This window comes from Nostoc sp. (assembly GCF_036918245.1).
Taxonomy (GTDB): Bacteria; Cyanobacteriota; Cyanobacteriia; order Cyanobacteriales; family Nostocaceae; genus Nostoc.
In genome coordinates this window covers 53832-79141 of record NZ_JBALEF010000049.1, presented here as the reverse complement: position 1 = coordinate 79141, position 25310 = coordinate 53832, and the positions used below count along the sequence as shown (strand labels likewise).

Here is a 25310-nt window from a genome sequence, read left to right as displayed (position 1 = left end):
GTCATGCCATGCTGATCAAGATTAAACGCAAAATATCTTCACTGGGATCTGAGTTAGTTTACAGATTAGCACTTTTGAAACACGCTGCTTATTTGCCTGTACTAGAAGAAGGCGATCGCCAAATTATTGACGAGCTTAAATGTGATGGTATTCATATTACCACACTGGCTGAATTGGGATTTGATTCAACATCAGAATTGCTCAAGGCAGCTTATAGTTATTCGTCCCAAATGGCATCTGTCAATCATGACGATTCAAATGAAAAATTTCCCCAAGTTTTCACAGTTACATATTTACCTGAATTTGCTGCTTGGGGAAGTGAAAAAAGGCTCCTAAACATCATTGAAAACTACATTGGTCTGCCAATCATTTTTCATGGTGTACATCTCCGCAAGGATTTCCCTAATAAAAATCAGTTTGGTACACAACTATGGCACAAAGATGCAGAAGACCGCCGCATGATCAAAATTATTATTTACTTAAATGATGTGGAAGAAAAGCACGGACCCTTTGAATATATTCCAGCCTCTTTAACCTCTTTGTTTAGATTAAACTATTACCGTACTTACTACAAGCTTTGGCAATCTGGTCATTTAGGCATCACAGATGAAGAACTAAATGAAATTATCCCGAAAGAGGCTTGGAAATCTTGTACAGGATCGGCAGGAACAGTCATTATTGTAGATCCCAAAAAAGCAATACATCACGGTACATTACGCACAGAAGATAGGCTAACTCTATTCTCGTGCTACACGTCTAATTCTCCCGAACGTCCAGAAGTTTGTACTCAATATCGGGACAATACTTTTCCCCAACCAAAGTTAACTGAACCAGTCATTAAGAGCACAATCTAGTTCAGTCAAAGCAAGCTACTTGTTAATCTAAAAATCCACTCAATACTATTGTTGATGAGTTTTGTAACAAGTTAACTTTTCAAATTTGCCAAGTTTTGTTGTCGTCAATATTCCTATCGAGGTTATTCATTCATGATCTTCACTCAAACTGCACTCAAAGACGCATTCATCATTGATTTAGAAGAAAAGCCAGATCACCGTGGTTTTTTCGCTCGGTCTTTCTGCGCTCAAGAATTTGAAGCACACGGATTAAAGCCAACAGTTGCCCAATGTAACCTGTCTTTTAATTACAAAAAAGGCACTATCCGGGGAATGCACTATCAAATTCTGCCAGCAGCAGAAACAAAATTAATTCGCTGTACTAAAGGCGCAATCTACGACGTAATTATTGATATGCGTCCTGAATCTCCTAGCTTTTTATCACACATTGGTGTAGAGCTAACCCCAGAAAATCGCCGCGCTTTATATGTTCCAGAAATGTTTGCTCATGGCTATCAAGCACTCACCGATGAGACTGAAGTTGTATATCAAGTGGGTGAATTTTACACTCCAGGATATGAAAGAGGTTTACGCTATGACGACCTATTCTTTAACATTGATTGGCCTCTAGATGTGACTGAAATCTCCGAGAAAGATTTAAATTGGCCTTTGTTGAGAATGATGACTGTTGGCGGTACAGCTTCCAGATAACTATAGACTATTTCTCTGTGCCAGGTGTTTTCCGCACAACACACTGGCTCCTCTGCATGAGGTAAGGTACTTCCAAAAAATATACTATCGCTATAGAGGCAGGGGGCAGGGAGCAGTGGGAAGGAATATGCAAGAGCAAATCATACCAAAGAAAAGTTTGCCCAAGCCTACAGAAATGCTGTGGAGCAAATTATCAAAAATAATAGCCGGAAAAACAGACTGCTGTTATAGCATCTAGCAAGTAACCAGTTAGTAGCTATTATTAATGATAATTTCCATGAAAATGTACTTAATGTTTAGCTGTAACGAATTATTAAGTGCAAAATTATCAAGAATTTGTAACACAACAAACAGTTCCAAAAAGGAGTTTAGTTCATGATTATTATCGATCGCGCCTTACGAGCCAGAGCAGCAGCAGGAAATCCTATTAAGGTGGGAATGATTGGTGCTGGTTTTATGGGTCGAGGAATTGCCAACCAAATTGTCAATTCAGTGCCAGGAATGGAGTTAGTTGCTATCTCTAATCGCCAGATTGGTGCAGCTAAACAAGCTTATTCGGAAGCAGGAATTGAAGATATTCAAGTTGTTGCAACTGTCAGCGAATTAGAAGATGCGATCGCTAACGGTAAATATGCAGTCACAGAAGACGCTAAGTTACTGTGTCGAGCTGAGGGCATCGATGCATTAATCGAAGTCACAGGTGCAGTGGAATTTGGCGCTGGGATCGTTATGGAAGCGATCGCCCACCGCAAACATGTGATCATGATGAATGCCGAACTCGATGGCACCATTGGCCCCATCCTGAAAGTGTATGCCGACAAAGCAGGTGTGATTCTCAGCGCTTGTGATGGCGACCAGCCAGGGGTACAAATGAACCTCTATCGCTTTGTAAAAAGCATTGGTTTAACTCCCTTATTGTGCGGTAACATTAAAGGACTCCAAGACCCCTATCGCAATCCCACCACCCAGGAAGGATTTGCTAAACGTTGGGGTCAAAAGCCCCACATGGTGGCTAGCTTCGCCGACGGAAGCAAAATTTCCTTCGAGCAAGCGATCGTTGCCAATGCCACAGGCATGAAAGTCGCCAAACGGGGAATGTTGGGATACGACTTCAGCGGTCATGTCGATGAAATGACCCAGTTATATGATGTTGAACAACTCAAAGAACTGGGCGGCATTGTCGATTATGTAGTTGGAGCAAAACCAGGCCCAGGCGTATATGTATTTGCCACTCACGACGACCCCAAGCAACGCCACTATCTCAACTTATACAAATTAGGCGAAGGCCCACTTTACAGCTTCTATACTCCTTATCACCTCTGTCATTTTGAAGTTCCCTTGTCCGTAGCGCGTGCTGTTTTATTTGGTGATGCTGTGATGTCTCCACTAGCAGGCCCGCTAGTAGATGTTGTCACCACCGCCAAAATCGACCTGAAAGCAGGAGAAACCTTAGATGGCATCGGCTACTACATGACCTACGGACAATGTGAAAATTCCGATATCGTCCAACAGCAAAATCTTCTACCAATGGGTTTAGCTGAAGGGTGCCGCCTCAAACGAGATATTTCTAAAGATCGAGTCCTCACTTATGAGGATGTAGAATTACCTGAAGGCAGACTCTGCGACCAACTACGAACTGAGCAAAACACCTATTTCGCTCCAGAAAAAATCTTAGTAGCAGTTGGATAATATCGGTTCTCAAAATATTTGCCACAAATGAATTAGCTGTAGGGGCGTACAGCTGTACGCCCCTATATATTTGTCGCCAGAATTTCATCAAGAGGATAGAAAGCTATACTGCGGGACACTAAAGTTGTTGATAGTAACTTGCTGGGGAGCGTTTCAACAAACTCGATCGAAACTTTAGGTCAAATTTCATGAAAATTGCTCTCGTCCATGATTATTTAACCCAGCGAGGTGGGGCAGAGCGTGTGTTTGAACTGCTTTGTAAGCGCTATCCTGAAGCAGATATTTTCACATCTTTGTACGATCCCCAAAAAACGATTGATCTAGGCGATCGCATAGTTAATACAACCTTCTTGCAAAAGATTCCTGGTGCAGCAAAATATTTTAGGTCAATGGCTCCTTTATATTTTCCTGCCTTTCGTGCCTTGGATCTGCAAGAGTACGATTTAATTATTAGTAGTAGCACCAGCTTCGCCAAAGCAGTGCGAAAAAATCCCAATGCCCACCACATTTGTTTTTGCCATAACGTTACCCGTTTCTTATGGGATACAGCAACTTATTTAAGAGAATACGGGGACTATAGATATTTTGCTCCTTTAATCGAACAAGTATTTCAAGTAATGAGAAAGGTAGACCTGAAATATGCACAGGAGCCTGACCTTTACATTGCTAATTCCAGTGTTGTTGCCCGCCGGATTGAAAAGATTTATGGCAAAAAGGCAATGATGGTGAACTATCCAATTGATACTAGTAAATTTGTTTTTTCAGATATAAAAGATGAATATTATCTGGCCTCCGCCCGGATGATCAGTTATAAGCGACTTGATATAATAGTCGAAGCTTTTAATTGGTTAGGGTGGCGGTTATTAATATCTGGTGATGGGCCAGAACAAGCACGGTTAAAATCCAAAGCATTACAAAATATTGTGTTCTTGGGACACGTAAGTGATAAAACCCGTAAAGACTTGTTTTCCAAAGCCAAGTCTATTATTGTCGCAGCCTTAGAAGATTACGGGTTAGTTCCGGTAGAGGCTAATGCTAGCGGTACACCAGTCATCGCTTATGGAGCAGGTGGAGTATTAGATACTCAAATTCCAGGTGAAACAGGAGTTTTTTTCAAAAGACAAACACCCGAATCTTTACAAGTTGCCTTACTAGAAGCCAATGGCATTTCTTGGAATTACGATCGCATCCGTAATCATGCAGTAACAAACTTTTCAGAGAATGCCTTCTTTGGTAAGGTTGAGCAAATTATTAACCAAGCTTGTGGTGTGCATCAATTATTCATTTGATTTCTGAATTTTCCATTATCAGATTACCTATTTATTTTCTCTCTCGTCCTTGGCGGTTCGTAAAAAAATAGGTATTCTTCGGAGAATCTCTTAGCGTAAGTCTTGAAGACAAGGATATAAAAGTGGTTCAAACTAGTCTAAATCCTCATCTAGCTCCAGCTTCTGAAAGTGAACCAAGTTACGGGCAAATGTTTGCCGTATTTGTGCGGAGATTTCCTTGGTTCTTAGCAGTATTAATTAGTTCTATTGCTATTGCCAGCATAGTAACTGTAAAGACAAAGCCTACTTATAAAAGTTCTATGCAACTGCTAGTAGAACCTAACTATCAAGGTAAAACCGAAGGTGGTGCTGGGGTAGACAATCAGTTTACTGACTCTAACGTGGTCATAGATACTGCCACTCAGCTTAACTTGATGCAAAGTTCGGGACTCATCCAAAAAGCAGTTGATAAACTTCAATCTAATTATCCAGATATAAGTTCAGCTGAAATTAAAGCTTCTTTGGTCTTAACTCAAATCAGGAGCAAAGAAGATAATGTCGCTACTAAAATATTTCAAGTTGAATATACCGCTGGAAATCCTGAAAAGACCCAAAAAGTTCTGGATGCAATTCGACAAGTTTATCTAGAATATAACAAACAACAACAGAGTTCGCGTTTACAAAAAGGTCTGCAAATCATCAGGGAACAGTTAAGTAAAGCTAGTGAAGAAGTAAACGCGGCTGAGACAAATTTACAAAGATTTCGCAGAAATCAGAACTTAATCGATCCAGAGTCACAGGCGAAAGCGATTGAAACAGCTTTGAACAATCTTTCCCAAGAAAGACAGACAACTCGTGCTCAGTATGGGGAAGCTTTAGCACGCCAAAAATCTTTAGAAGAACAACTTAACCGTTCTCCCCAAAATGCTCTAGTTGCTTCTCGTTTGAGTCAGTCTACTCGCTATCAAGGCTTACTAAACGAAATCCAAAAAAGCGAATTGGCACTAGCACAAGAACGCTTACGCTTTACAGATCAAACTCCAAGTGTGCAAAAGCTCAAAGAACAGCTTCAGGGCCAGAAGGAATTATTGCAACAAGAGGTAGGAAGAACTTTAGGCGGAAAGTCTGCTGGTGCATTGACTTCTGGAGATTCTCTTCTCGAAAAAGGACAGTTGGGTCAAATCGATCTCAGCCTTGCTGGTCAGTTAGTAGAAACGCAGACAACTATAGTTGCTTTAACTGCTCGCGATCAAACTTTGGCTCAGAAAGAAAACGAGCTGCGTTTTGAAATCAAACGCTTCCCGCCTCTGTTGGCTTATTACAATCGGATGCTACCGCAGTTGCAATTTAGTCGTGAAAGATTAGAGCAGCTTTTAAGAGCAGAACAACAATTACGGCAAGAACTTTCCAAGGGTGGATTTAATTGGGAAGTGGTAGAAGATCCCCAAAAAGGCGCACAATTAGGCCCCAATCTCCAACAGAACTTGCTGTTAGGTGCTGTGGTTGGCTTAATGTTAGGAGGCATTGCTGCCTTTATTCGCGAATCGGCTGATGATGCAGTTCACACCACTGCTGAGTTAGAGAAGCAAATGGCCATGCCGTTGTTGGGAACAACTCCCAAGTTACCGCCAGCCAAACCCAGAGAATCAATGATCAAGTTGCCTTTTGGCAAACCAGAAGTTCTCGCTCCCTGGACGATTCAGGTATTGCAATCTCCACCGCGTTGGGAATCGCTGGATCTGATTTACAAAAACATTGAACTTTTAAATACTGTTACTAATTTAAAATCTTTGATGATTACCTCGGCTTTAGCCGATGAAGGTAAATCAGCTTTGGCGTTGGGTTTGGCAATGAGTGCTGCTCGTTTACACAAAAGGGTACTGCTGATTGATGCCAACTTACGCGACCCCAGTTTGCACCATCAACTGAATCTTCCTAATGAGCAGGGACTTTCAACTCTATTAGCAAGTGATACAACTCTACCCAACCAAATTAGTCTTCAATACTCAGGTTCCGCCTACATCGATATTTTGACCGCTGGTCCCAAACCTACCGACCCAGCTAATCTGTTGAGTTCTCCTCGGATGATGCAATTAATGGCAGCATTTGAGGAAAACTATGATTTGGTACTGATAGATGCTCCCCCAGTTCTCGGCTTAGTCGATGCCATGCTTACCGCATCATCTTGTCGTAGTGTGATTATGGTGGCAAGCATTGGGATTGTGACGCGAAGTCAGCTTAATCAAGCGACAGCTATGTTGAGTAAGTTAAATTTGATTGGGGTTGTAGCTAATGGGGTATCAAACTCTAGTAGTAATTACGTACCTAATATCAAACAACAGCAATTGGCTCTACGTCAAGCTGTAGAAAAGTAGCTAGTACTACTAGATGATAAATCCCCGACTTCTTAGAGAAGTTGGGGATTTTGCGTTTTGCATTTTTTCTCGTTTCTAGCCAGAGGCTAGAAATGCTATTCATTGGGCTGCTGCCGCGAGTCAAAGAGGCGGAGCCTCAAGGATAGGCATTCCCAGTCTGAAACTGGGAACGATACAATCTGCTAAAAGCTGCTTCTAGACTGGCTTTTACCTTAAATTAACAGCAATGATTCATGAATTGCCCCTACGTTTTGATCAATCAAATTGAATTTTGTTGCAATCGGGAAGAATTCAGTATATTTATGCTATCTTTATGAGTTTTCAGAGAAATCACTGACTCTTTAAAGAATAAATAAAGAAGTTATTTGAGCGATCGCTATTTCTACATAGTCTTATATTCTAGAGATTAAAGCACCTTCATAAAGGCTAGAAGACAAGAGCAGACTGGTTTTTTAAATCTATCGAGACAATGAACACCTCAGCGTAATTAAACGTAGATATAGATTCATGGGTAATTTCCCTCTACACTTCTCTACTGTCAGTAGTTTCCGGAAAATCAAGATTTGCCCATGAATGTTAATAGTAGCGGTGATTGCTACCTATGTAATTAATATCTGTCTAATTTGTAAATCTCTACATCAGCAGAATTCTACGCAATACGTGCTTGGCTGAGTGGCAAATACTATAGCATATTTTTGCCCTCAATTATCTCCAACTTTTTGGACTTACAACAAGATTCGGATTTGGGTCTTTGGCATTAATAGCCTTTGATAACGCCTCAGTAATTCACTCCTGTATAAACCCAAAGACATTATGACAACTTCAATAATTCCAACTCTAGAGAATTTATATGATGTAACCCAGGAAGACCAAGATAATCGTGGGTACTGCACACTCCTGTGGCGACGGGGTAAGCTGTTGGTCAAACCGCTTGGACGAGTGAAACAACCATATCTGACTTCATTAGATAGTAAGCGATCGCTAGTAGAATGTTTACAACATTCTCCAGTAAGTTTGGTCAGTATAGATCCAAAATTGGGTGAGGCTTTGCTCAAATTTTGGGCAGATGCATGTGAAGCAGCTCAAAAACCAATATTCCTAAACATACCTGCTGGCAAAAAACTTCCTAACCAACCCTTGAGACAATTGCAGCGAGTAATTGATTGGATTGCTGCTTTCGTATTGCTGCTATTAGTAAGTCCAGTCATGTTGGGATTGATTGTATTGATGCAGGTTTACTCGCCAGGGTCACTTTTTTGTCATGACTGGCGTGTTGGGGAACGGGGTAAACTCTTTCAAGCGATGAGCTTTTGCACCCACAATACCACACCGCTAGCGCGTTGGATGGGTAAATACAATCTCGACAATCTGCCACAGTTATTTAACGTGCTACGGGGTGACATGAGTTTAACCGGATCTCGTTGTTGGACTTTGGAAGATGCAGTACAGCTAAATAAATTACCAGAAATTACAGCTTCTTGGGAAGTAGAGGCACAGTCTCATCGATTACATCTGGATAGCCAAACTCTGTAGTTTATCTGTGCGGTAATTGATAATTTAATTTACCGCACTGAGGCTCAAACAAAAATTGTTTATGTAGCATCTATAGAGTAATCCGGTTCTAGATAATTGGTTTTTCAAGACGTGAAAAATCGCGTCTCTACATCAGGGTTTTATTGCTCATTCTGAACTGTATTGAGCTATAGAGGTCTATCTACCTTGCCAAACTATTATGATAAAATCCATGAATTTACAGCTTCCTCAACCACTCAGTAATCTGCTCAAAGCTAGCAGTTTTTGGCAGGACAACTATTTGATATTGCGAGAATTTAAACATTTTCGCAAAATTGCAATTTTAGCTCTGGTTTTCTCGATTTTGGCGGCAACATTTGAAGGTGTAAGTATTGGTTTCTTACTTTCCTTTTTGCAAAGCTTAACTAGCCCCAATGCTCAACCTGTCCAAACAGGAATAGAATGGTTTGATCTTTGGATTTTGGGAGCCAAGACATCAGCAATTAATCGTTTATATCGCGTATCTTTGCTGATTCTATTGAGTACTTGGTTACGTGCCACCTTCAATTATTTTTCTCAAGTTTATACTGAATTATCTCAACTACATCTTGCCGATCGCTTACGTAAGCAAATTTTTGAACAGTTACAATCCTTATCACTAAGTTACTTTAGTAAAACTCGTTCTGGTGAACTAATTAACACAATTACCACAGAGATTGAAAGAATCAGACAAGGTTTTAGTGGCGGAGCTTTTTTAGTAACTAGAGGACTCACAACCTTTGTCTACTTAATATCAATGTTTTTGATATCATGGCAATTGACGGTAATATCAGCATTACTATTTACACTTTTAGGTGTGGGGTTGTCAAATCTGAATGCTAGAGTCAGAGAATCAAGTTTTGGTATGACAACTGCTAATGCTAATTTTACATCAACAGCCATAGAATTTATTAATGGCATTCGCACTGTTCATTCTTGTGGTACTCAAGAATTTGAGCGTCAGCGTTACTATAAAGCTAGCGATAAGGTAATAAGTAGTACAACAAAGGTTGTATTTACCTGGACACTTGTGAAGCCAATTGCCGAAGGGGTAGCGACTACGGTATTGATCGGAATGATTATTTTGGCATTCACTAGTCTTGTCACGAATGGAACGCTACAAGTTGCTTCTTTGCTAACCTTTTTCTTTGTACTATTTCGCTTTATCCCATTTGTGCAAGATATTAATGGCACGAGAGCATATCTTAGTACTTTACATGGTTCAGCAGACAATATTAAAAATCTGTTGACAAGTGATGAAAAATATTACTTTAAAAATGGGAGAGTTGAGTTTAAGGGATTAAACAGGTCAATAGATTTAGTATCTGTGGATTTTGGCTATGATGATGAAAATCTAGTGCTGCATAATATTACCCTGACGATTGAAAAGGGAAAAATGACAGCATTAGTCGGAGCATCTGGCGCAGGTAAAACAACTCTTGCCGATTTGATTCCCCGATTTTATAATGCTACAGATGGATATCTTTACATTGATGAAATCGATATCCGGCAGTTTGAAATTAACTCTCTACGTCGCAAAATAGCTGTCGTCAGTCAGGATACTTTTATCTTCAATACTAATGTTTGGCAGAATATTTCTTACGGGACTCCAAAGGCGACGAATGAGGAAATTCAAGAAGCCGCTAAACTAGCGAATGCACTAGAATTTATTTTGGAAATGCCCGAAGGTTTTGATACCCAATTAGGAGATCGGGGTGTTAGGTTATCTGGAGGACAAAGACAGCGAATTGCTATTGCACGAGCTTTATTGCGGAACCCAGAAATTTTGATTTTGGATGAAGCAACTAGCGCCTTAGATTCGCTATCTGAGCGCTTAATTCAAGATTCATTAGAAAAGCTATCTGTTGGTAAAACAGTAATTGCGATCGCTCACCGTCTTTCTACTATTTCTAAAGCAGATAAAGTTGTAGTTTTAGAACAGGGACGGATAGTAGAGCAAGGTAAGTATCAAGAACTGTTGGAACTAAAAGGCAAGCTTTGGAAATATCATCAAATGCAGTACGAAGTAAGGCAGCCAGATTAGAAACAACATCCAATTCCCAAAGCACTTACAACACATTAATCGGCTGTACATCTCTACAGCCGTAAACCCCTAAATATGTATCAATAATTTTGCCAAATAGTAAAAAATAAGATTTTAAACACTTATTATCCCTCTAAATAAGTTATTAAAATTAGTCTTATATACTTGAAAGTCATAGAAAAAATGTCCCAGGAAATCTTTGACAAAGACCTAATCTATCAATGCTCAAATTTTGGTGTCGGTGGGAGCGGAGGTGTTGAAACTTACTTAGCTTCTCTGTTTGAACATCGACCACCTGATGTTAGCGCTCGTGTGATCAAATCACTTAAAAATATCGATCAAAGCCAGTTCAAACTGCTACACATCCATAGTCCAGATTTGCTATTACAGCTTACAGGCGAATGTCCTGCTATCTTCAGCGTTCATAATCACTCATTCTACTGCCCTAGTGGCACAAAGTATTTAGCAGAGCAACGGACAATCTGCGATCGCAACTTCTCTTACTTAGGATGTACCTGGGGTAAATTAGTAGATAAATGTGGTAGCCGTAGACCTTTAAGAACTCTTAGAGAACTTCAAACCACTCATCAGTTTTTAGATGTCTTGAAAAGGCTAAAAATTACTTTCATTGCTAATAGCGAATATGTCCGGCAAGAGTTAATTCAAAACGGTGTATCCCCAGAACAAACTATAACGCTACACTGTGGAATATCTATACCAGAAACAGCAACTTCCCCCCTCAGCTTGGAAGTACATCAAAATCATAGAATTTTGTTTGCTGGACGAATTGTTTCTGATAAAGGTCTGGAATGGTTACTCAAAACCTTAATACATACAGATCCAAAAATTCAACTTGATATTGCAGGTGAAGGTTGGGAACGACCACGGTTAGAAAAGTTAGCAAGTACACTCGGATTGAATAAGCGCATCACTTGGCATGGTTGGTGCGACTCGGATAAATTAGATAAACTTTATCAACAGTGTTTTGCAGTCATTTTTCCCAGTGTTTGGCCTGAACCTGCCGGTCTTGTAACTCTGGAAGCATACTCTCGTTGTCGACCTGTAATTGGTAGTGCAGTCGGAGGGATTCCAGAACATTTACGAGATGGAGAAACGGGTATTCTTGTTCCAAGCAATAATATCCAAAAGCTGGCTGATGCTATTAATGAATTGTATAGAGATTATCAAAAAAGTCGATACATGGGTGAGCAAGGTCATACTTTATTGATGAAGGAATTTACAATGGCTGCTCATGTAAATAATCTCCGAATAATTTATGCAAAAACAATAGCTGAATTTCCTTTCCAAGCCAACAAATTATATAGTATTTCTCAAGCTAAATAAGCTAAATTTGGTAAAAATATCAAATAGTGCATCTTTTACTTAGAAAATATAAAGGGAGAAAAATATGTTATTACATCAAGAATGTCAACAACCTTTAGTCAGCGTTGTTATCCCTACCTATAATCGACCAGACTATCTCAAGCAAGCGATCGCAAGTGCTATAAAACAAACTTATCAAAATATTGAAATTATTATTTCTGATAATTGTAGTTCAGAAAATCCCCAAGCAATTGTCGCATCTTTTGGTGATTCACGCATCAGATTTTGGCGACATCAGCAAAATGTGGGTATGTTAGCTAATCAGCAGCATGGCTTTAAGATGGCGCGAGGTAAATATGTTGCTAGTCTCCATGACGATGATATTTGGAATGAAGACTTTTTAGCAAAGCTTGTACCACCACTAGAAGCAAATTCTGATTTAATTATCGCTTTTTGTGACCAATATATTATAGATGCTAATGGTATAATTAATCATGCTGGTACCGAAGAAAACACACGCGCTTTCAAGCGAGACAAACTAGCAAAAGGAATTCATCAACCTTTTTCAAAAATTGGGTTGATAGATAAAAGTATACCTACTGCTGCATCTTGCGTGATTCGGAATAATTTGGTGGATTGGTATAGTATTCCCTCAGAAGTTGGTGGGATGTGGGATTTATATTTAACCTATCTATTCTGTACATCTGGTTATGGCGCTTACTATTGTCCAGAAAGATTGACGCGATATCGTGCCCATGAGCAAACTGATACTATGCTCAGTGGTAGTCGAGATGTGCAAGCAAAAATTCGCAAAGCTAAAAGCGAAATGTTTTGTTATCAAGTATTTATGGAAGACCCTCGGTTACAGGAATTTAGAACTCATTTTCAACAGAAATGGTTAGAAGCTAATACTACTTTGGGAATTGGTTTTCTACGAAGCGAACAGATAGCCGCAGCACGTCCTTATTTTTTGCAGGCGCTGAATCAACAAAAATTTAATGTGCGAACGATGGCAGCACTTAGTCTTAGTTTTACTCCGCGATTTTTAGCAAGTAAGTTAATCGGAATATCGAAATAATATATCAACATCTCTGAGTTGGGAAATTTATTAGACCTCTTGCAAAAGTCCCCTAACACCCCTCCCCGCAGGCGGGGAGGGGAGAATTTGACGTAAGTCAAAGGCGGGGTGGGGTTCTTTTTTTGATTTATGCAAGAAGTCTATTTGTTGAACGTAGACGCAGAGCGCCCTGCCGTAGGCTAATGCAAAGGGATGAAAAGAAGATTATTTTTAAATTCTTTCTCTGCGCCTCTGCCTCTGCGTGAAGCTCTTTATTCTTAAAAAAGGTAGTGTATGAAACTTTGTATTGTTACTCATAAAATCAAAAAAGGTGATGGTCAAGGACGGGTAAACTATGAGGTTGCTAAGGAAGCAATTCGTCGTGGTCATCACTTGACATTATTAGCTAGTGAAGTCGCACCAGAACTAGAAGACAATAGCCAAGTTAATTGGATTAAAATTTTAGTCAAAGGCTATCCTACAGAATTTGTACGTAATTTCATATTTGCCCAAAAAAGTGCAGATTGGTTACGTAAACATCGCTCTGACATTGATTTAGTTAAAGTCAATGGAGCAATTAATATGGCTGCGGCCGATGTGAATGCTGTACATTTTGTCCACAGTTCATGGTTGCGATCGCCTGTTCATATTTCTCGCAACCGCCGCGATATATATGGTTTTTACCAGTGGCTATTTACGGCGTTTAATGCCCGTTGGGAAAAACAAGCTTTCCAAAAAGCACAGGTTGTGGTGGCTGTATCTGAAAAGGTAGCCCAAGAATTAGTCAACATTGGTGTACCGCGTTCTCGGATTCGGGTAATTGTTAATGGTGTAGACCTAGAAGAGTTTAACCCTGGTGAAAGCGTAGGCGATAGGCATCGCCAAAAATTAGGTTTACCGGAGAATGTCACCCTAGCCCTGTTTGCTGGAGATATCCGCACACCCAGAAAGAATTTAGATACAGTATTACACGCCTTGGTAAAAGTTCCCGATTTACATTTGGCGGTGGTAGGTCATATCGAAGGTAGTCCCTTCCCCCAACTAGCGGCATCCTTGGGGTTAAGCGATCGCGTGCATTTTGTGGGATTTCGCCGTGATATCCCCGAAATTATGCGGTCAGTAGATTTATTTATTTTTCCTTCCCGATATGAAGCTTGTAGCCTCGTATTGTTAGAAGCACTTTCTTCAGGACTACCAGTAATTACTGCCACAGCTACCGGGGGTGCAGAGTTGGTGACACCAGAATGTGGCATCGTCTTACCCGACTCAAATGATATCGATGCTTTGGCTGTGGCGATGATGTCCTTGGTAAGTGTAGATATGCTAATGCAGCAAATGAGTCAAGCTGCTCGTTCTGTGGCAGAACAACACAGCTGGACTGCTATGGCACAAACTTATGTGGATTTATTCGAGGAGTTAAGCAAGAATGCGGAACACCGTTCTGATACCGACTTATCGCCGTCCACAAGACCTCTCACGCTGCCTTTTGGCGCTACAGGAGCAAACTAAACCAGTCGATCAGGTGATAGTGGTTGTCCGCGATACGGATGCAGAAACTTGGCAATTTCTTGCCCAATACACAGCGCACAACTTGCCACTGCATACCGTGAAAGTGACACAACCGGGGGTAGTAGCAGCTCTCAACGCCGGACTAGCAGCAGTGGAGGGCGATATTGTTTCCATTACTGATGATGATGCCGCACCTCACCCCGATTGGTTAGAGCGGATTGCGGCTTGCTTTACCTGCGATAGTCGCCTCGGCGGACTGGGAGGGCGTGATTGGATATACCACGGCAGCAAATTAGAAGACGAATCCCGCCCAGTAGTAGGACAGTTGCAGTGGTTTGGGCGAGTGATTGGCAACCATCACCTGGGAGTAGGAGAACCCCGCGAAGTCGATATTCTCAAGGGCGTGAACATGAGTTTTCGTACCCAAGCTATCGGACAACTACGCTTTGACGAGCGGATGCGTGGTACTGGAGCGCAGGTACACTTTGAAATGGCATTTACCCTGGCATTAAAGCGGGCTGGTTGGAAAATAATTTACGATCCTCACGTTGCTGTAGATCATTATCCAGCACAACGTTTTGACGAAGATCAGCGAAATAACTTTAATGAAATTGCCTTTATTAATTTAGTCCATAATGAAACCTTAGTTTTACTAGAGCATTTACCATTTATCCGCCGGATTGCATTTTTGTTCTGGGCAGTATTCGTGGGTACATGCGATAGTTTGGGCTTACTACAATGGCTGAGATTTTTACCTAGCCAAGGGCAGTTGGCGGGGAAAAAGTTATTAGCATCTTGGCGTGGACGTTGGCAGGGATATAAACAATTCAAAATTCAGAATTCAGAATTCAGAATGAGGCAGAGCCTCGAATGACTTCATTCCCAGGCTCTAGCCTGGGAACGAGTTGAACTTATTTATATGTACATCTAAAATTGAATGAATTCTAAGCAGATACTTTTCAATAGTTTTTTACAAGAAAACTATTCTCCTGAAGAGCGATCGCTACAGGGTTGGATGGCGATCGCAGGCTTTATATTACTAACTGTAGTTTGCTATTTTGGTGGTGTTACTGCTGCATTGCGCCTAATTTACCCGGCGACAGCTTTAGTAGTAGCCTTATTTTTATACTTGCGGCATCCCATTCTCTACATTGGCTTTACCTGGTGGATTTGGTTTCTCACACCCTTAGCTACCCGCTTAGTTGACTATCGGGTGGGCTGGGATGCTAGCCGTCAAATGCTCATAGCACCCTACTTAGTGGTGTTTATTACGATAGCAACATTCTTGCGACACTTTCCCCGCGCTTCTCGCCAAGGGGGTTTGCCGTTTGTTTTAGCTTTTATCGGAGTGTTTTATGGCTTTCTCATCGGTCTAATTTACAACCCACCTATCCCTGTAGCACGCGGATTGATGGATTGGCTCAGTCCGGTTATTTTCGCTTTTCACTTATTTATAAACTGGCGAGATTATCCCAGCTATCGCCAGAACATTCAGCGAACATTTCTCTGGTGTGTGTTGATTTTAGGAACTTATGGCGTATATCAATTTGTGGTAGCTCCTGAGTGGGATAGATACTGGCTCATACAATCAAAATTATTCATGAGTTCTGGAAACCCTGTACCTTTCGGGATGCGCGTCTGGAGTACATTACACTCAGTCGGCCCCTTTGGTTCTGTTATGCAGGCTGGGTTACTGTTGTTATTTACAGGTTCAGGAAACTTAATTTTTCCGGCTTCAGCTGTTGGTTACTTATCTTTTCTATTAACACAAGCACGTACTAATTGGGGAGGCTGGTTATTTGGAATAATTATGATTATGGGTTCAGTCAGAGCCAGAATTCAAATGCGCTTAATTACCATAATTGTGGTCATGGCTATTTGTGTTGTGCCATTGACAACTATCGAACCAATTGCTGGGGTAGTGGCAGCACGTTTTGAAACTTTTTCTAATATTCAAGAAGATGGCAGCTTTAAAGATAGATCGGGAACTTACGACAGAAATCTTGGTTTAGCCCTTTCTAATGGTCTAGGTAACGGCTTAGGAAATATTTGGAAGGTCAACGAAAAAACTGGTCAAATTGAAGTAGTGGTAATTGATAGTGGCATTTTAGATATGTTTTTCACCCTTGGTTGGTTTGGAGGCATATTTTATATGGGTGGATTAATCTTCTTAATTATTAGTATTAGCAGCTATGGTGAAGGTCGTTTCGATAGTTTTGTCAGTGCTGCCCGCGCCATTGGGATCAGTTCTGCTTCACAATTAGTTATCGGTAGCGGTATGTTGAGCGTGTCAGGGATGATTCTTTGGGGATTTTTAGCTATGGCTATGGCAGGACATAAGTACTATAGTAATCCTCAGATGCTCTCCAACATTCCTAACTTCTCTAATAAATCGAGGATCTCATAAATATTACAACTTAAATAGGACTTTTATAAATTATGAAAGTAATTATTGTCATGCCACTGGCCGAGCAACGAGGCGGTGGTGAAATGATGCTTTGGGATTTGGTGCAGCAGGGACGTAATGCTGGTGTTGAGTGGCTGGTGATATTTTTAGAATCCGGGCCGATGGTTGAACAAGTAAAGTCTCTGGGTATTGATGCGCGAGTTGTAGAAAGTGGACGTTTACGCCAAATTCACCGTTTTATTGGCGCTGTTTTGCGGATAGCTGCGATCGCTCGCCGCGAACGTGCAGATATAATTGTCAATTGGATGTGGATCGTGCATATATCTGGAGGTTTGGCGGCGATGCTGGCGGGCTTGCCTGCTGTCTGGTATCAACTAGAAGTACCTAGTGATAAAACTTGGTTGGTGCGACTCGCAACTTTAATTCCAGCGCGGGCAATTATCACCCTTTCGCAAGATGGTAAGCAAGCACAGGCAGAGATTTGGCCCCACAGACCAACACCTTTAGTTTATCCTGGTGTCGCATTAGACCGATTTGAGCCTAATGCTTTGCCATCTCCAGAAGAAGCACGGCGAAAACTAGGCTTACCTTTACACGGGCCGTTGATTGGAATTGTGGGACGATTGCAACGATGGAAGGGAATGCACGTATTGGTGCAAGCGATGCCCAAAATTTTACAGAAGTATCCCGATGCCCATTGTGTGGTGGTTGGCGGTAAGCACGATTTGGAACCAGATTATGAGGACTTCTTAAAAGCCGAAATCGCCGTTTTAGGCTTAAAAGACCAAGTAATTATGGCTGGACTACAGCGTAATATCCCGGAGTGGGTACAAGCAATGGATGTATTCGTTCATGCATCGGATAAAGAGCCGTTTGGGATTGTGATTATTGAGGCAATGGCCCTGGGTAAACCTGTAATTGCTGGCAGTGCAGGCGGCCCGACAGAGATTATTACCGATGGTATGAATGGACTATTAACACCTTACGGCGATGCAGATAAATTAGCGATCGCAATTCTCCGCTATCTTGACGAGCAAGAATTTGCTCGAAGTGCGGGAATAGCTGCCAGACAACGCGCCCTCGATTTTTCAACGCAGAATTATGCCCAAAATTTTATTAATGCAATTCGCTCTGCAATGCCTACTCCTCTATCGCAAAAGTTTTGATAGGTTTGTAGTAAATACTTTAGTGCTTAGAGGATGTTTGAAAAGTGTTTGACTGTGATTTTAATCACCCCCCTTAATCCCCCCTTGTAAAGGGGGGAAACTAGAAAATCCAGTTCCCTCCCCTTTATAAGGGGAGGGTTAGGGTGGGGTAAAAAAATATTTGATACATCAACTATGACTTTTCAAACAACCTCTTAAATATTTTCGGACTAAAGTCCTTACTACAAAAATATTTACGCCCCGTAATTAATCCGATAAATCATTATAAAACTCTCTGCGCGTCTGCGTCAGACAACAAATATTTATGCAAAAGGAACTAGATCAATGTTGATTGATAGCCGCAAATTGCCGATAGATGAAGTTATCAATACTGAAGTTTGTATAGTTGGTGCTGGCCCAGCAGGAATTACACTCGCACGAGAATTAATTGGGCAAGATTTTCGAGTCTGCTTACTAGAAAGTGGTGATTTGGAATTTAATCAAGAAACTGCATCTCTTGGTGAAGGTGAAACTGTTGGAGATCCTTTTCCACCACTGCAAGATATGCGTCATCGTCAATTTGGTGGATTGGCTAATGTCTGGAATATTGAAATTAATAAAAATCAACTTGGTCTGAGGCACGTGCCGTTAGACGAAATAGATTTTGAAAAACGAGATTGGGTGCCCTACAGTGGCTGGCCTTTTAGTAAATCTCACCTCAATCCATTTTATGAGCGCGCTCAAACAGTCTGTAAACTCGGTTCTTTTGCTTATGAAGCCGAGGCTTGGGAAAATGCTCAATCTCCTCGGACACATTTCACCAGTGACCGAGTTACTACCAGTATGTTTCAGTTTGGTCCACGTGATATTTTCACTAATGAATATCGCCACCAAATTAATCAATCTCCCAATATAACTATATTTCTCAACGCCAATGTGGTAGAAATTGAGGCAGATGAAACAGCCCAAACAGTGAAACGCGTACAAGTTGCTTGTTTATCTGGTCATAAATTTTGGGTTGTTGCAAAAGTATTTATTTTAGCCGCAGGTGGGATTGAAAACGCGCGTTTATTGTTATTGTCAAACCGGATTCAAAAGAATGGATTAGGCAATCAACATGATTTAGTGGGTAGATTCTTTATGGATCATCCTTTTATCCGTTGTGGTATGCTTGTTCCGCAAAATCGCAAAATCTTTAATTCGATGGCTTTGTATGATTTACGCCGCGTGAATAATGTCACAGTCATGGGAAAATTTGCCCTAACGGAACAAGTGATGCGCCGCGATAAATTACTAAATATGACCGCGTTGTTATATCCCAGAGATGAAAGATTTAGATCAGCAGCAAAGGCTTCTGCAAAAATTTTGTTCTCTTCAGTTCGACAAAGACAGTTACCTAAAAATATTTTTCAGCATTTGCAAAATGTGATTACGAATATTGATGATTTAGTAGCTGATTGGTATAAGTATAATTTTAAAAAAGAATATTTATTCCCTGATTTGAGTCATGGAGGATGGTCTGACCATGAAGGTAATGAACAGAAATATACAAAGTTTGAAGTTCTCAGCCAAACTGAACAAACCCCAAATCCAAATAATCGAGTGACACTCTGTAATCAATTAGATAAGCTTGGCTGTCCGCAAGCAAAATTAATTAATCATTGGAGCGAAATAGATATTTGCAGTGTGAAGCGATCGCAGCTAATATTTGCACAAGAGTTTGCTAGTGCCGGACTGGGTGAGTTGCAGATTGAATTGGATGGAGATCGTCCATTTGCTTCTCTTAGTACCCATCACAATATGGGAACAACACGTATGCATCACGACCCAAAACAAGGAGTAGTAGATGCAAATTGTCAAGTTCACGGCATCTCTAATTTATTCATGGCAGGTAGTTCTGTTTTCCCTACAGGAGGCTATGCTAATCCTACGCTCACCATTGTTGCCTTGGCAATTCGATTGGCAGACCATCTGAAATCACAATTTTGTCACTAAATATAGCAGCAAGGTGTAGGGCACGGTATACCGCATTGGTGTCAACTTAACGTAAAACCCGCTTGGTGAGAACGTTTTGCCCTCACCCCCAGCCCCTCTCCCATCCGTGAGAGGGGAGCAAAAGATTCAATTCCCCTTCTCCCTTGGGAGAAGGGGTTAGGGGATGAGGGCGTGAGGTGATGTGTAAAACACCTACCCAATATAGCTTTCAGCTTAAGTTGACACGTATGGGTATACCGTGCCCCTACTTGCCTCTTACCGAATGTTGCACCAGCCAGCAATGTAAGCCCACCATTAAGAGCGCCAATGGCAGCATCAACATTGGGATAATATCTAAACTTGCCCAACTTGCAAGCCAGCCTGCTCCAGTGGGTATAATCGCTGCCCCCAAACTGGCGGCACTAGTGGCAATGCTAACAGCCGCAGGAACATGAGGGTCAGGTAATCGTTGAGGAATTAACCAAATGGTTGCAGGAAAAATAGCTGCCAACCCAAAGCCAATCAACGGTAAGCTAATCCATTGATCTGGCAGTTGCCACCAAGCAAGCAATCCAATGATCACCAGACTGAGCGACATACTGATTGTGCGGACTGCCCCAAGCCATTGCAAGAAATAACCTAAGATGAAACGTCCCAATGTTAATCCCAGCCAGTAGGCACTAACGCTGTAACCAGCAATCAGCGTGGGAGTGTGACGAGCGACAGACTGCACAGTGTATGCCCAGTTGCCGATGCAGGCTTCAGTGCCAACATAAACCAGCAAAAGTAGCCCAGTTAGCAGTACTATCGGGTTTTGGAGCGCTCTGCCCAGATTTTCTAAGGCAGTTGTATTCGATGCCAATACCCGTTGTGTCATTGGTGTGTAGTTGAAGATAATTACGCCCAGCACGCTGACAATTAATAAGCTGACAATCCCAGCTAATACCCCATAAACCTGTCGCCAGTTCATGCCAATTGCTAACAAAGTAGTAGCGATCGCAGGGCCTGAGAGCGCGCCAATACCATAGAAAGCATGGAGCAAACCAATCAAACTGGCACTGCGAGAATCTTGCACAATGTAGGTGTTAATGCCTGCATCAATCAACCCAATGCCCAATCCCAACCCCGATCCGGCGGCAACCATGAGAAACCAAGAGGGTGAGATGGCATAGATCGTCAGTGCCATCGTCAGCGCACCCGCAGCAATCAACAGCATTCGGGCTAACCCCAACCGACTACTTACAAGACTGCTGGTGAATGCTGCCAGAATGTAGCCGCTAATTTGACTGAGAAACAGCAGAGTGACCGTTGCTGGAGTCAGGTTATAGGTAGACAGAATGGAGGGCAGAAGAACTCCTAATCCCGCTTCAGCAATGCCAATGGCAATAAAGGCATAAAAGGCGATCGCCGAACCTATCCACAGAGGCGGTAGGGTGCGTTGATAGTCTCTCATTGGCTGGAATGCTCCTGGATCAGACAATTTAACTGCTGAGATTTACTCAATTAATCATCCTCAAATATCACTTCATATTTATCTTTCTGTAGTCATGTACTGATACAACCTAAATTATTTTATTGGAGTTAGGTAGCAATAGAAACTTATGGTTGTGCAAAGTATGAATAGTTAAAAATATTTTTAGAACTACCGAATGGCATTATTAGTAATTATCTCAAAATCTCATCACTATGTTGCTAAAAAGTCTACAAGGATTTATCTCAAATCCTTGTAAAAACTGGATTGCAACTTTTCCGACAAGTTTATTTATCCTTAATCTTTGAATACTTGAGCTGCTAAGAACGCTAATGCTACTGTACCAGCGATCGCACCCCACTGGAGAAGCGGATTTTTATCTAGCCAGTCGGAAACGCTAGGTATAACTAAGTTACCAAAATCTCCGTTAACTCTGTCGTCTTCAGGAACAGATTGGTAAAAATTATTTGGTGCATCTTCAGACTTTGGCTCAGAAGAACGTAGTAAATCGAAGCCGACGAGCAGTAACAGTGAATCTACTAATGATGGTGAGACGCGCTGTACCACATCTAATATTTTAGATACATCCCCAACCAAGAAGTCACGAGTTGGATGTTCGGCTACATAGAGGATAGCATCAGCTACAAGTTTAGGCTCGTAGTAAGGTGGTATCCCAAAAGGCTTTACGCCTAATTTCGTCAGACCATTATTCCAGAAGGGGGTGTTGATCACCCCTGGTTTCACACTCGTGACGCTGATCGGCCATTTTTCATGTTTCAACTCAAGGCGCATGGCTTCGATAAAGCCCTCTACCCCGTGCTTGGCTGCCGAGTAAGCACTTTGGTAGGGGAGCGATCGCCTACCTTCCATTGAAGAGACGTGGATCAGTGCCCCCCTTCCCTCACGCTTCAGATGGGGTAGGGCTGCCATTGCACCATACACTTGTCCCATAAGATCGACATCAATGACATGCTTAAACTCTTCCGGTGTTGTGTTGTCGAAAGTGGCAAAGATGCCGATAGCAGAGACATGTACCCATGTATCGAGTCGCCCGTAGACTTCTACAGTTTTATCTGCGATCGCTTTAACTTGCTCAAATGCTTCCACATCAGCTACGTAAAAAGTTGCCTCACCACCAAAGCCGCGAATCTCCTCCACTAAAGACTTTAGCTTCGACTCACTGCGAGCCGAGACTACCACTTTTGCCCCGCGTCTTGCAAACTCAAGAGCTGTGACACGTCCGATACCGCTGGAGGCTCCAACGACAGAAACGACTTGCTGATTGATTGGCTTTAATTGCATAAGTGTTACTTTTTAAAATAAATTAGGGATTGGAAATTGGCTTCGACAGCGTTAGAGACTTTAGCTTCAGTAGGTAATTCAGTCGCTTTGTTAGTATCAGTTGCTATTAAAAATATTTTTTAATAACTCTACTCTACATATATATGTTAATTATTATTACGGTTCCAGTTCTCTGTCTATTGGGGAATCTGAAAACGTCACAGGATGTATCTCAGGGCATTGTCTAGACTTTTGATAGTTTCGACTAAGAAGTATCAGGAACTTACCCGACAAAGTTTAGAAAATCTCATCTGTAGCCGTTTACCTACTTCAGACTCAAATTTCAAATGACGCAATTTCCTGATACTATTTACTTTTTTTACAAACAGCCTCTTAGTCTGATTCACTCCTCAAGATAGATGTCAAAGCAGATTTGATTGTACCTCCCGCTTCCTTGAGTTTCTGGGCGATGGGTTGCTCATTATGCAAAAACACACGCGCACAGTTGCGTCCCGGCAAACCGGAAATTGAACCACCCGGATGAGTTCCAGCACCAGTAAGATACAAGTTATCAATTGGTGTTTTGTAGTTAGCTAATTCCGGCAAGGGACGGAAGCAAAGCATCTGTTCTAAGGTCATATCGATGTGGTAATAATTACCTTTATAAGTCCCTAACCGTTCTCCCAACTCAGCCGGACTTTCTACATGACGGGCAATAATTGAATGTTGCAGATTAGGCGAGTACTGCGCCAGTTTATTAATCACCTTGTCTGCAACTTTGTTTTTCAGTTCATCCGTCCAACCCGTACCTTTTAACCCCGTACCCTCTGCACCAGCAATTTGATAAGGGGCAAAAAACTCTATCCATAATGTGTGTTTGCCTTCCGGTGCCATTGATGGGTCGAGTCCGGTAGGCATTACCACATACATTGATGGGTCTTCATCAGGAATTTTGCCTAGAGTAATCAGACTATGAGCTTGTTCCACATGATTGACGGAATCGGCAATCAGAACAGAACCCATCAAATAATTATCTTGGTGATTGTGGTGTACAAAACGCAACGGTTCAGATAAAGCACAATCGATTTTGAGGATGGTTTCATTATTGTTGACGATACGGCGGTCTAACCTTTCGCGCAAATTGCAATCGGCACTATCGACATCGCTAGTATCCATTAATTGCAGGAATAAGCGCTTGGCATCAATACTTGAGATTACACCTTTGTTAGCACGATATTCTTTTCCACCAGCAACCCGCACACCGACAGCTTTACCATCATCTACCAATACTTTTTCTACCTTTTGGTCGGTGAGAATCGTACCACCTTCACTTGTTACCAGCTTCACCAAAGCTTCGACGAGTCCGCCGCTACCGCCACGTGGTCTTGCCATACCGGGATTATGACGCAACATCATCATCATCGCCCCAAAGGACATAGCTTTTTGCGAGGGAGGAGAACTCAGTTCTGCTGAGAGTCTAGCCAGAGGTGCTTTGAGAAACTCAGAATCGAAATACTCGTTAATATTATCTGTAGCACTGCTGAGTAGGGTACGCAGTAAGTCAAGGGTTGTGTTAGAGCCACCTAGAAGAGAAAATAAGTCTTGCAGACTATTGAGATTGTAATTACCAGCAATATCAACAATTGATTTGGGTGGTGCATTGAAGAAAGGAGCAATCCCTGTGATAAACCGCTGCCAAAAGTCAGCATACTCAGCGTATTTTTGAGCATCACGCTGACTGTAACGGGCTATTTCTGCACAAGTCTTTTCCACTGATTTATGGGCTAAGAAATACTTGCCATCAGGATGGGGGCAAAAGACAACCGGATCGCAGCTAAGATATTCCAAGCCGTACTTATGCAGTTCCAATTCTTGAATAACTGGCCCTAAGAAAATAAATAGATGGTTAATCGCGCAAGGACTAAATTTAAAACCAGGCGCTTCGTTAGGCATAAGTTCTTCTGTAGTACAACCGCCACCAGGGAGCGATCGCCCTTCTAATAACAGGACGCTGTAACCAGCTTTCAGTAGGTAGCCTGCACAAACTAAGCCATTATGACCAGCGCCAATAATTACAACGTCATACGCTTCCATGACTGCAATGTGGGGATTAAAGTATATTCCCTAATATTAGAAAGTGCTGAAGATATCTAAATCTTTCATAGGTTATAGAATATTTATATGTCTAGCAGTAGTATTTTTATCGCCAAGAAGCAAATTTATTTTTAATCTAATTTGGCTACTATCTACGTATAGGATTGTGCCCAAATGAGCAAGACTATAAATAAATTAAAATCTTAGATTACTTGCCATTTAAATCTAGCGATAAATAAGAGCGACATTATTATATTCAAATTATATAAAAATTCTATCTATCAAATGAAGTATAGATTATTAAGTTTCAATGTAATCTTCATTACAATTGAATCTTTACTAACAGTAAAATGCCTATATTTAATCTTTTTTAGCTATTTAAAATAAAAAATGCCAGACAATATATAATATAAAAAATCGTTAATAATCTCAAAAATTAATTTTATTTTTTACCAACTTAGCTTAACTGCTTTACCAAATGTAACCATAGTATTCTAAGTTATTTATTTTAATTTTTTCCTCAATTGTATAAAACGAAGTTAATTCCTTTAGGATTTAGGCAAAGAACCTCAGTTTCT

General features: G+C 41.3%; 17 protein-coding genes. 14 read left to right on the top strand and 3 right to left on the bottom strand.

Annotated elements, in window-relative coordinates; translation table 11 throughout:
- Positions 1-8: 8 nt before the first annotated feature.
- The 14 genes from V7L12_RS13090 (at position 9) to V7L12_RS13025 (ending at position 19907) form a co-directional block, all read left to right on the top strand.
- Entirely contained in the window at positions 9-854 is an 846-nt protein-coding gene (locus V7L12_RS13090; protein WP_335084655.1) for a phytanoyl-CoA dioxygenase family protein, read from the top strand.
- A 132-nt stretch (positions 855-986) separates the two neighbouring features.
- A complete protein-coding gene (gene rfbC / locus V7L12_RS13085) occupies positions 987-1544 on the top strand; it encodes a dTDP-4-dehydrorhamnose 3,5-epimerase (RefSeq protein ID WP_335084654.1) in 558 nt (185 codons plus the stop codon).
- A 375-nt stretch (positions 1545-1919) separates the two neighbouring features.
- Positions 1920-3233 carry an NAD(P)H-dependent oxidoreductase gene (locus V7L12_RS13080; RefSeq protein ID WP_335084653.1) on the top strand — a complete coding sequence of 438 codons (1314 nt, stop codon included), beginning with the start codon at positions 1920-1922 and terminating at the stop codon, positions 3231-3233.
- Positions 3234-3421: 188 nt separating this feature from the next.
- Positions 3422-4522, top strand: a complete 1101-nt coding sequence (locus V7L12_RS13075) for a glycosyltransferase (RefSeq protein ID WP_335084652.1) — start codon at positions 3422-3424, stop codon at positions 4520-4522.
- Between the two features lie 122 nt (positions 4523-4644).
- Positions 4645-6876 (top strand): GumC family protein, encoded by a 2232-nt coding sequence (locus V7L12_RS13070; protein WP_335084651.1) that lies wholly within the window; start codon positions 4645-4647, stop codon positions 6874-6876.
- A gap of 813 nt (positions 6877-7689) precedes the next feature.
- Positions 7690-8409 carry a heterocyst development glycosyltransferase HepC gene (hepC, locus tag V7L12_RS13065; protein ID WP_335084650.1) on the top strand — a complete coding sequence of 240 codons (720 nt, stop codon included), beginning with the start codon at positions 7690-7692 and terminating at the stop codon, positions 8407-8409.
- A gap of 211 nt (positions 8410-8620) precedes the next feature.
- Positions 8621-10471 carry a heterocyst formation ABC transporter subunit HepA gene (gene hepA, locus V7L12_RS13060; protein WP_335084649.1) on the top strand — a complete coding sequence of 617 codons (1851 nt, stop codon included), beginning with the start codon at positions 8621-8623 and terminating at the stop codon, positions 10469-10471.
- 183 nt (positions 10472-10654) lie between these two features.
- Positions 10655-11815 carry a glycosyltransferase family 4 protein gene (locus tag V7L12_RS13055; protein WP_335084648.1) on the top strand — a complete coding sequence of 387 codons (1161 nt, stop codon included), beginning with the start codon at positions 10655-10657 and terminating at the stop codon, positions 11813-11815.
- A gap of 64 nt (positions 11816-11879) precedes the next feature.
- Positions 11880-12872, top strand: a complete 993-nt coding sequence (locus V7L12_RS13050) for a glycosyltransferase family 2 protein (protein WP_335084647.1) — start codon at positions 11880-11882, stop codon at positions 12870-12872.
- Between the two features lie 273 nt (positions 12873-13145).
- Positions 13146-14360 carry a glycosyltransferase family 4 protein gene (locus tag V7L12_RS13045; protein WP_335084646.1) on the top strand — a complete coding sequence of 405 codons (1215 nt, stop codon included), beginning with the start codon at positions 13146-13148 and terminating at the stop codon, positions 14358-14360.
- Positions 14278-15234 (top strand): glycosyltransferase family 2 protein, encoded by a 957-nt coding sequence (locus V7L12_RS13040; protein ID WP_335084645.1) that lies wholly within the window; start codon positions 14278-14280, stop codon positions 15232-15234. Before V7L12_RS13045 ends, V7L12_RS13040 begins: the two co-directional genes overlap by 83 nt.
- Positions 15235-15297: 63 nt before the next feature.
- On the top strand, positions 15298-16767 hold the full coding sequence (locus V7L12_RS13035; RefSeq protein ID WP_335084644.1) for an O-antigen ligase domain-containing protein: 1470 nt from the start codon (positions 15298-15300) through the stop codon (positions 16765-16767).
- A 32-nt stretch (positions 16768-16799) separates the two neighbouring features.
- The gene (locus V7L12_RS13030; RefSeq protein ID WP_335084643.1) at positions 16800-17933 is read left to right on the top strand and encodes a glycosyltransferase family 4 protein; all 1134 of its coding nucleotides are present in this window, start codon (positions 16800-16802) and stop codon (positions 17931-17933) included.
- 324 nt (positions 17934-18257) lie between these two features.
- On the top strand, positions 18258-19907 hold the full coding sequence (locus V7L12_RS13025) for a GMC family oxidoreductase (protein ID WP_335084642.1): 1650 nt from the start codon (positions 18258-18260) through the stop codon (positions 19905-19907).
- A gap of 244 nt (positions 19908-20151) precedes the next feature.
- On the opposite strand, the gene V7L12_RS13020 is transcribed toward V7L12_RS13025, so the two are convergent.
- The 3 genes from V7L12_RS13020 to crtO form a co-directional block, all read right to left on the bottom strand.
- Positions 20152-21339, bottom strand: a complete 1188-nt coding sequence (locus tag V7L12_RS13020) for an MFS transporter (protein ID WP_335084641.1) — start codon at positions 21337-21339, stop codon at positions 20152-20154.
- A gap of 315 nt (positions 21340-21654) precedes the next feature.
- Positions 21655-22659 (bottom strand): SDR family oxidoreductase, encoded by a 1005-nt coding sequence (locus tag V7L12_RS13015; protein ID WP_335084640.1) that lies wholly within the window; start codon positions 22657-22659, stop codon positions 21655-21657.
- Positions 22660-23031: 372 nt separating this feature from the next.
- Positions 23032-24732 (bottom strand): beta-carotene ketolase CrtO, encoded by a 1701-nt coding sequence (gene crtO, locus V7L12_RS13010; protein ID WP_335084639.1) that lies wholly within the window; start codon positions 24730-24732, stop codon positions 23032-23034.
- Positions 24733-25310: the final 578 nt, after the last annotated feature.

Bases quoted from the DNA above. Each gene is read 5' to 3' on its own strand.
- V7L12_RS13090 (WP_335084655.1), top strand. From the start codon at position 9: ATGCTGATCAAGATTAAACGCAAAATATCTTCACTGGGATCTGAGTTA.
- rfbC (WP_335084654.1), top strand. From the start codon at position 987: ATGATCTTCACTCAAACTGCACTCAAAGACGCATTCATCATTGATTTA.
- V7L12_RS13080 (WP_335084653.1), top strand. From the start codon at position 1,920: ATGATTATTATCGATCGCGCCTTACGAGCCAGAGCAGCAGCAGGAAAT.
- V7L12_RS13075 (WP_335084652.1), top strand. From the start codon at position 3,422: ATGAAAATTGCTCTCGTCCATGATTATTTAACCCAGCGAGGTGGGGCA.
- hepC (WP_335084650.1), top strand. From the start codon at position 7,690: ATGACAACTTCAATAATTCCAACTCTAGAGAATTTATATGATGTAACC.
- hepA (WP_335084649.1), top strand. From the start codon at position 8,621: ATGAATTTACAGCTTCCTCAACCACTCAGTAATCTGCTCAAAGCTAGC.
- V7L12_RS13055 (WP_335084648.1), top strand. From the start codon at position 10,655: ATGTCCCAGGAAATCTTTGACAAAGACCTAATCTATCAATGCTCAAAT.
- V7L12_RS13050 (WP_335084647.1), top strand. From the start codon at position 11,880: ATGTTATTACATCAAGAATGTCAACAACCTTTAGTCAGCGTTGTTATC.
- V7L12_RS13045 (WP_335084646.1), top strand. From the start codon at position 13,146: ATGAAACTTTGTATTGTTACTCATAAAATCAAAAAAGGTGATGGTCAA.
- V7L12_RS13040 (WP_335084645.1), top strand. From the start codon at position 14,278: ATGCGGAACACCGTTCTGATACCGACTTATCGCCGTCCACAAGACCTC.
- V7L12_RS13035 (WP_335084644.1), top strand. From the start codon at position 15,298: ATGAATTCTAAGCAGATACTTTTCAATAGTTTTTTACAAGAAAACTAT.
- V7L12_RS13030 (WP_335084643.1), top strand. From the start codon at position 16,800: ATGAAAGTAATTATTGTCATGCCACTGGCCGAGCAACGAGGCGGTGGT.
- V7L12_RS13025 (WP_335084642.1), top strand. From the start codon at position 18,258: ATGTTGATTGATAGCCGCAAATTGCCGATAGATGAAGTTATCAATACT.
- V7L12_RS13020 (WP_335084641.1), bottom strand. From the start codon at position 21,339: ATGAGAGACTATCAACGCACCCTACCGCCTCTGTGGATAGGTTCGGCG.
- V7L12_RS13015 (WP_335084640.1), bottom strand. From the start codon at position 22,659: ATGCAATTAAAGCCAATCAATCAGCAAGTCGTTTCTGTCGTTGGAGCC.
- crtO (WP_335084639.1), bottom strand. From the start codon at position 24,732: ATGGAAGCGTATGACGTTGTAATTATTGGCGCTGGTCATAATGGCTTA.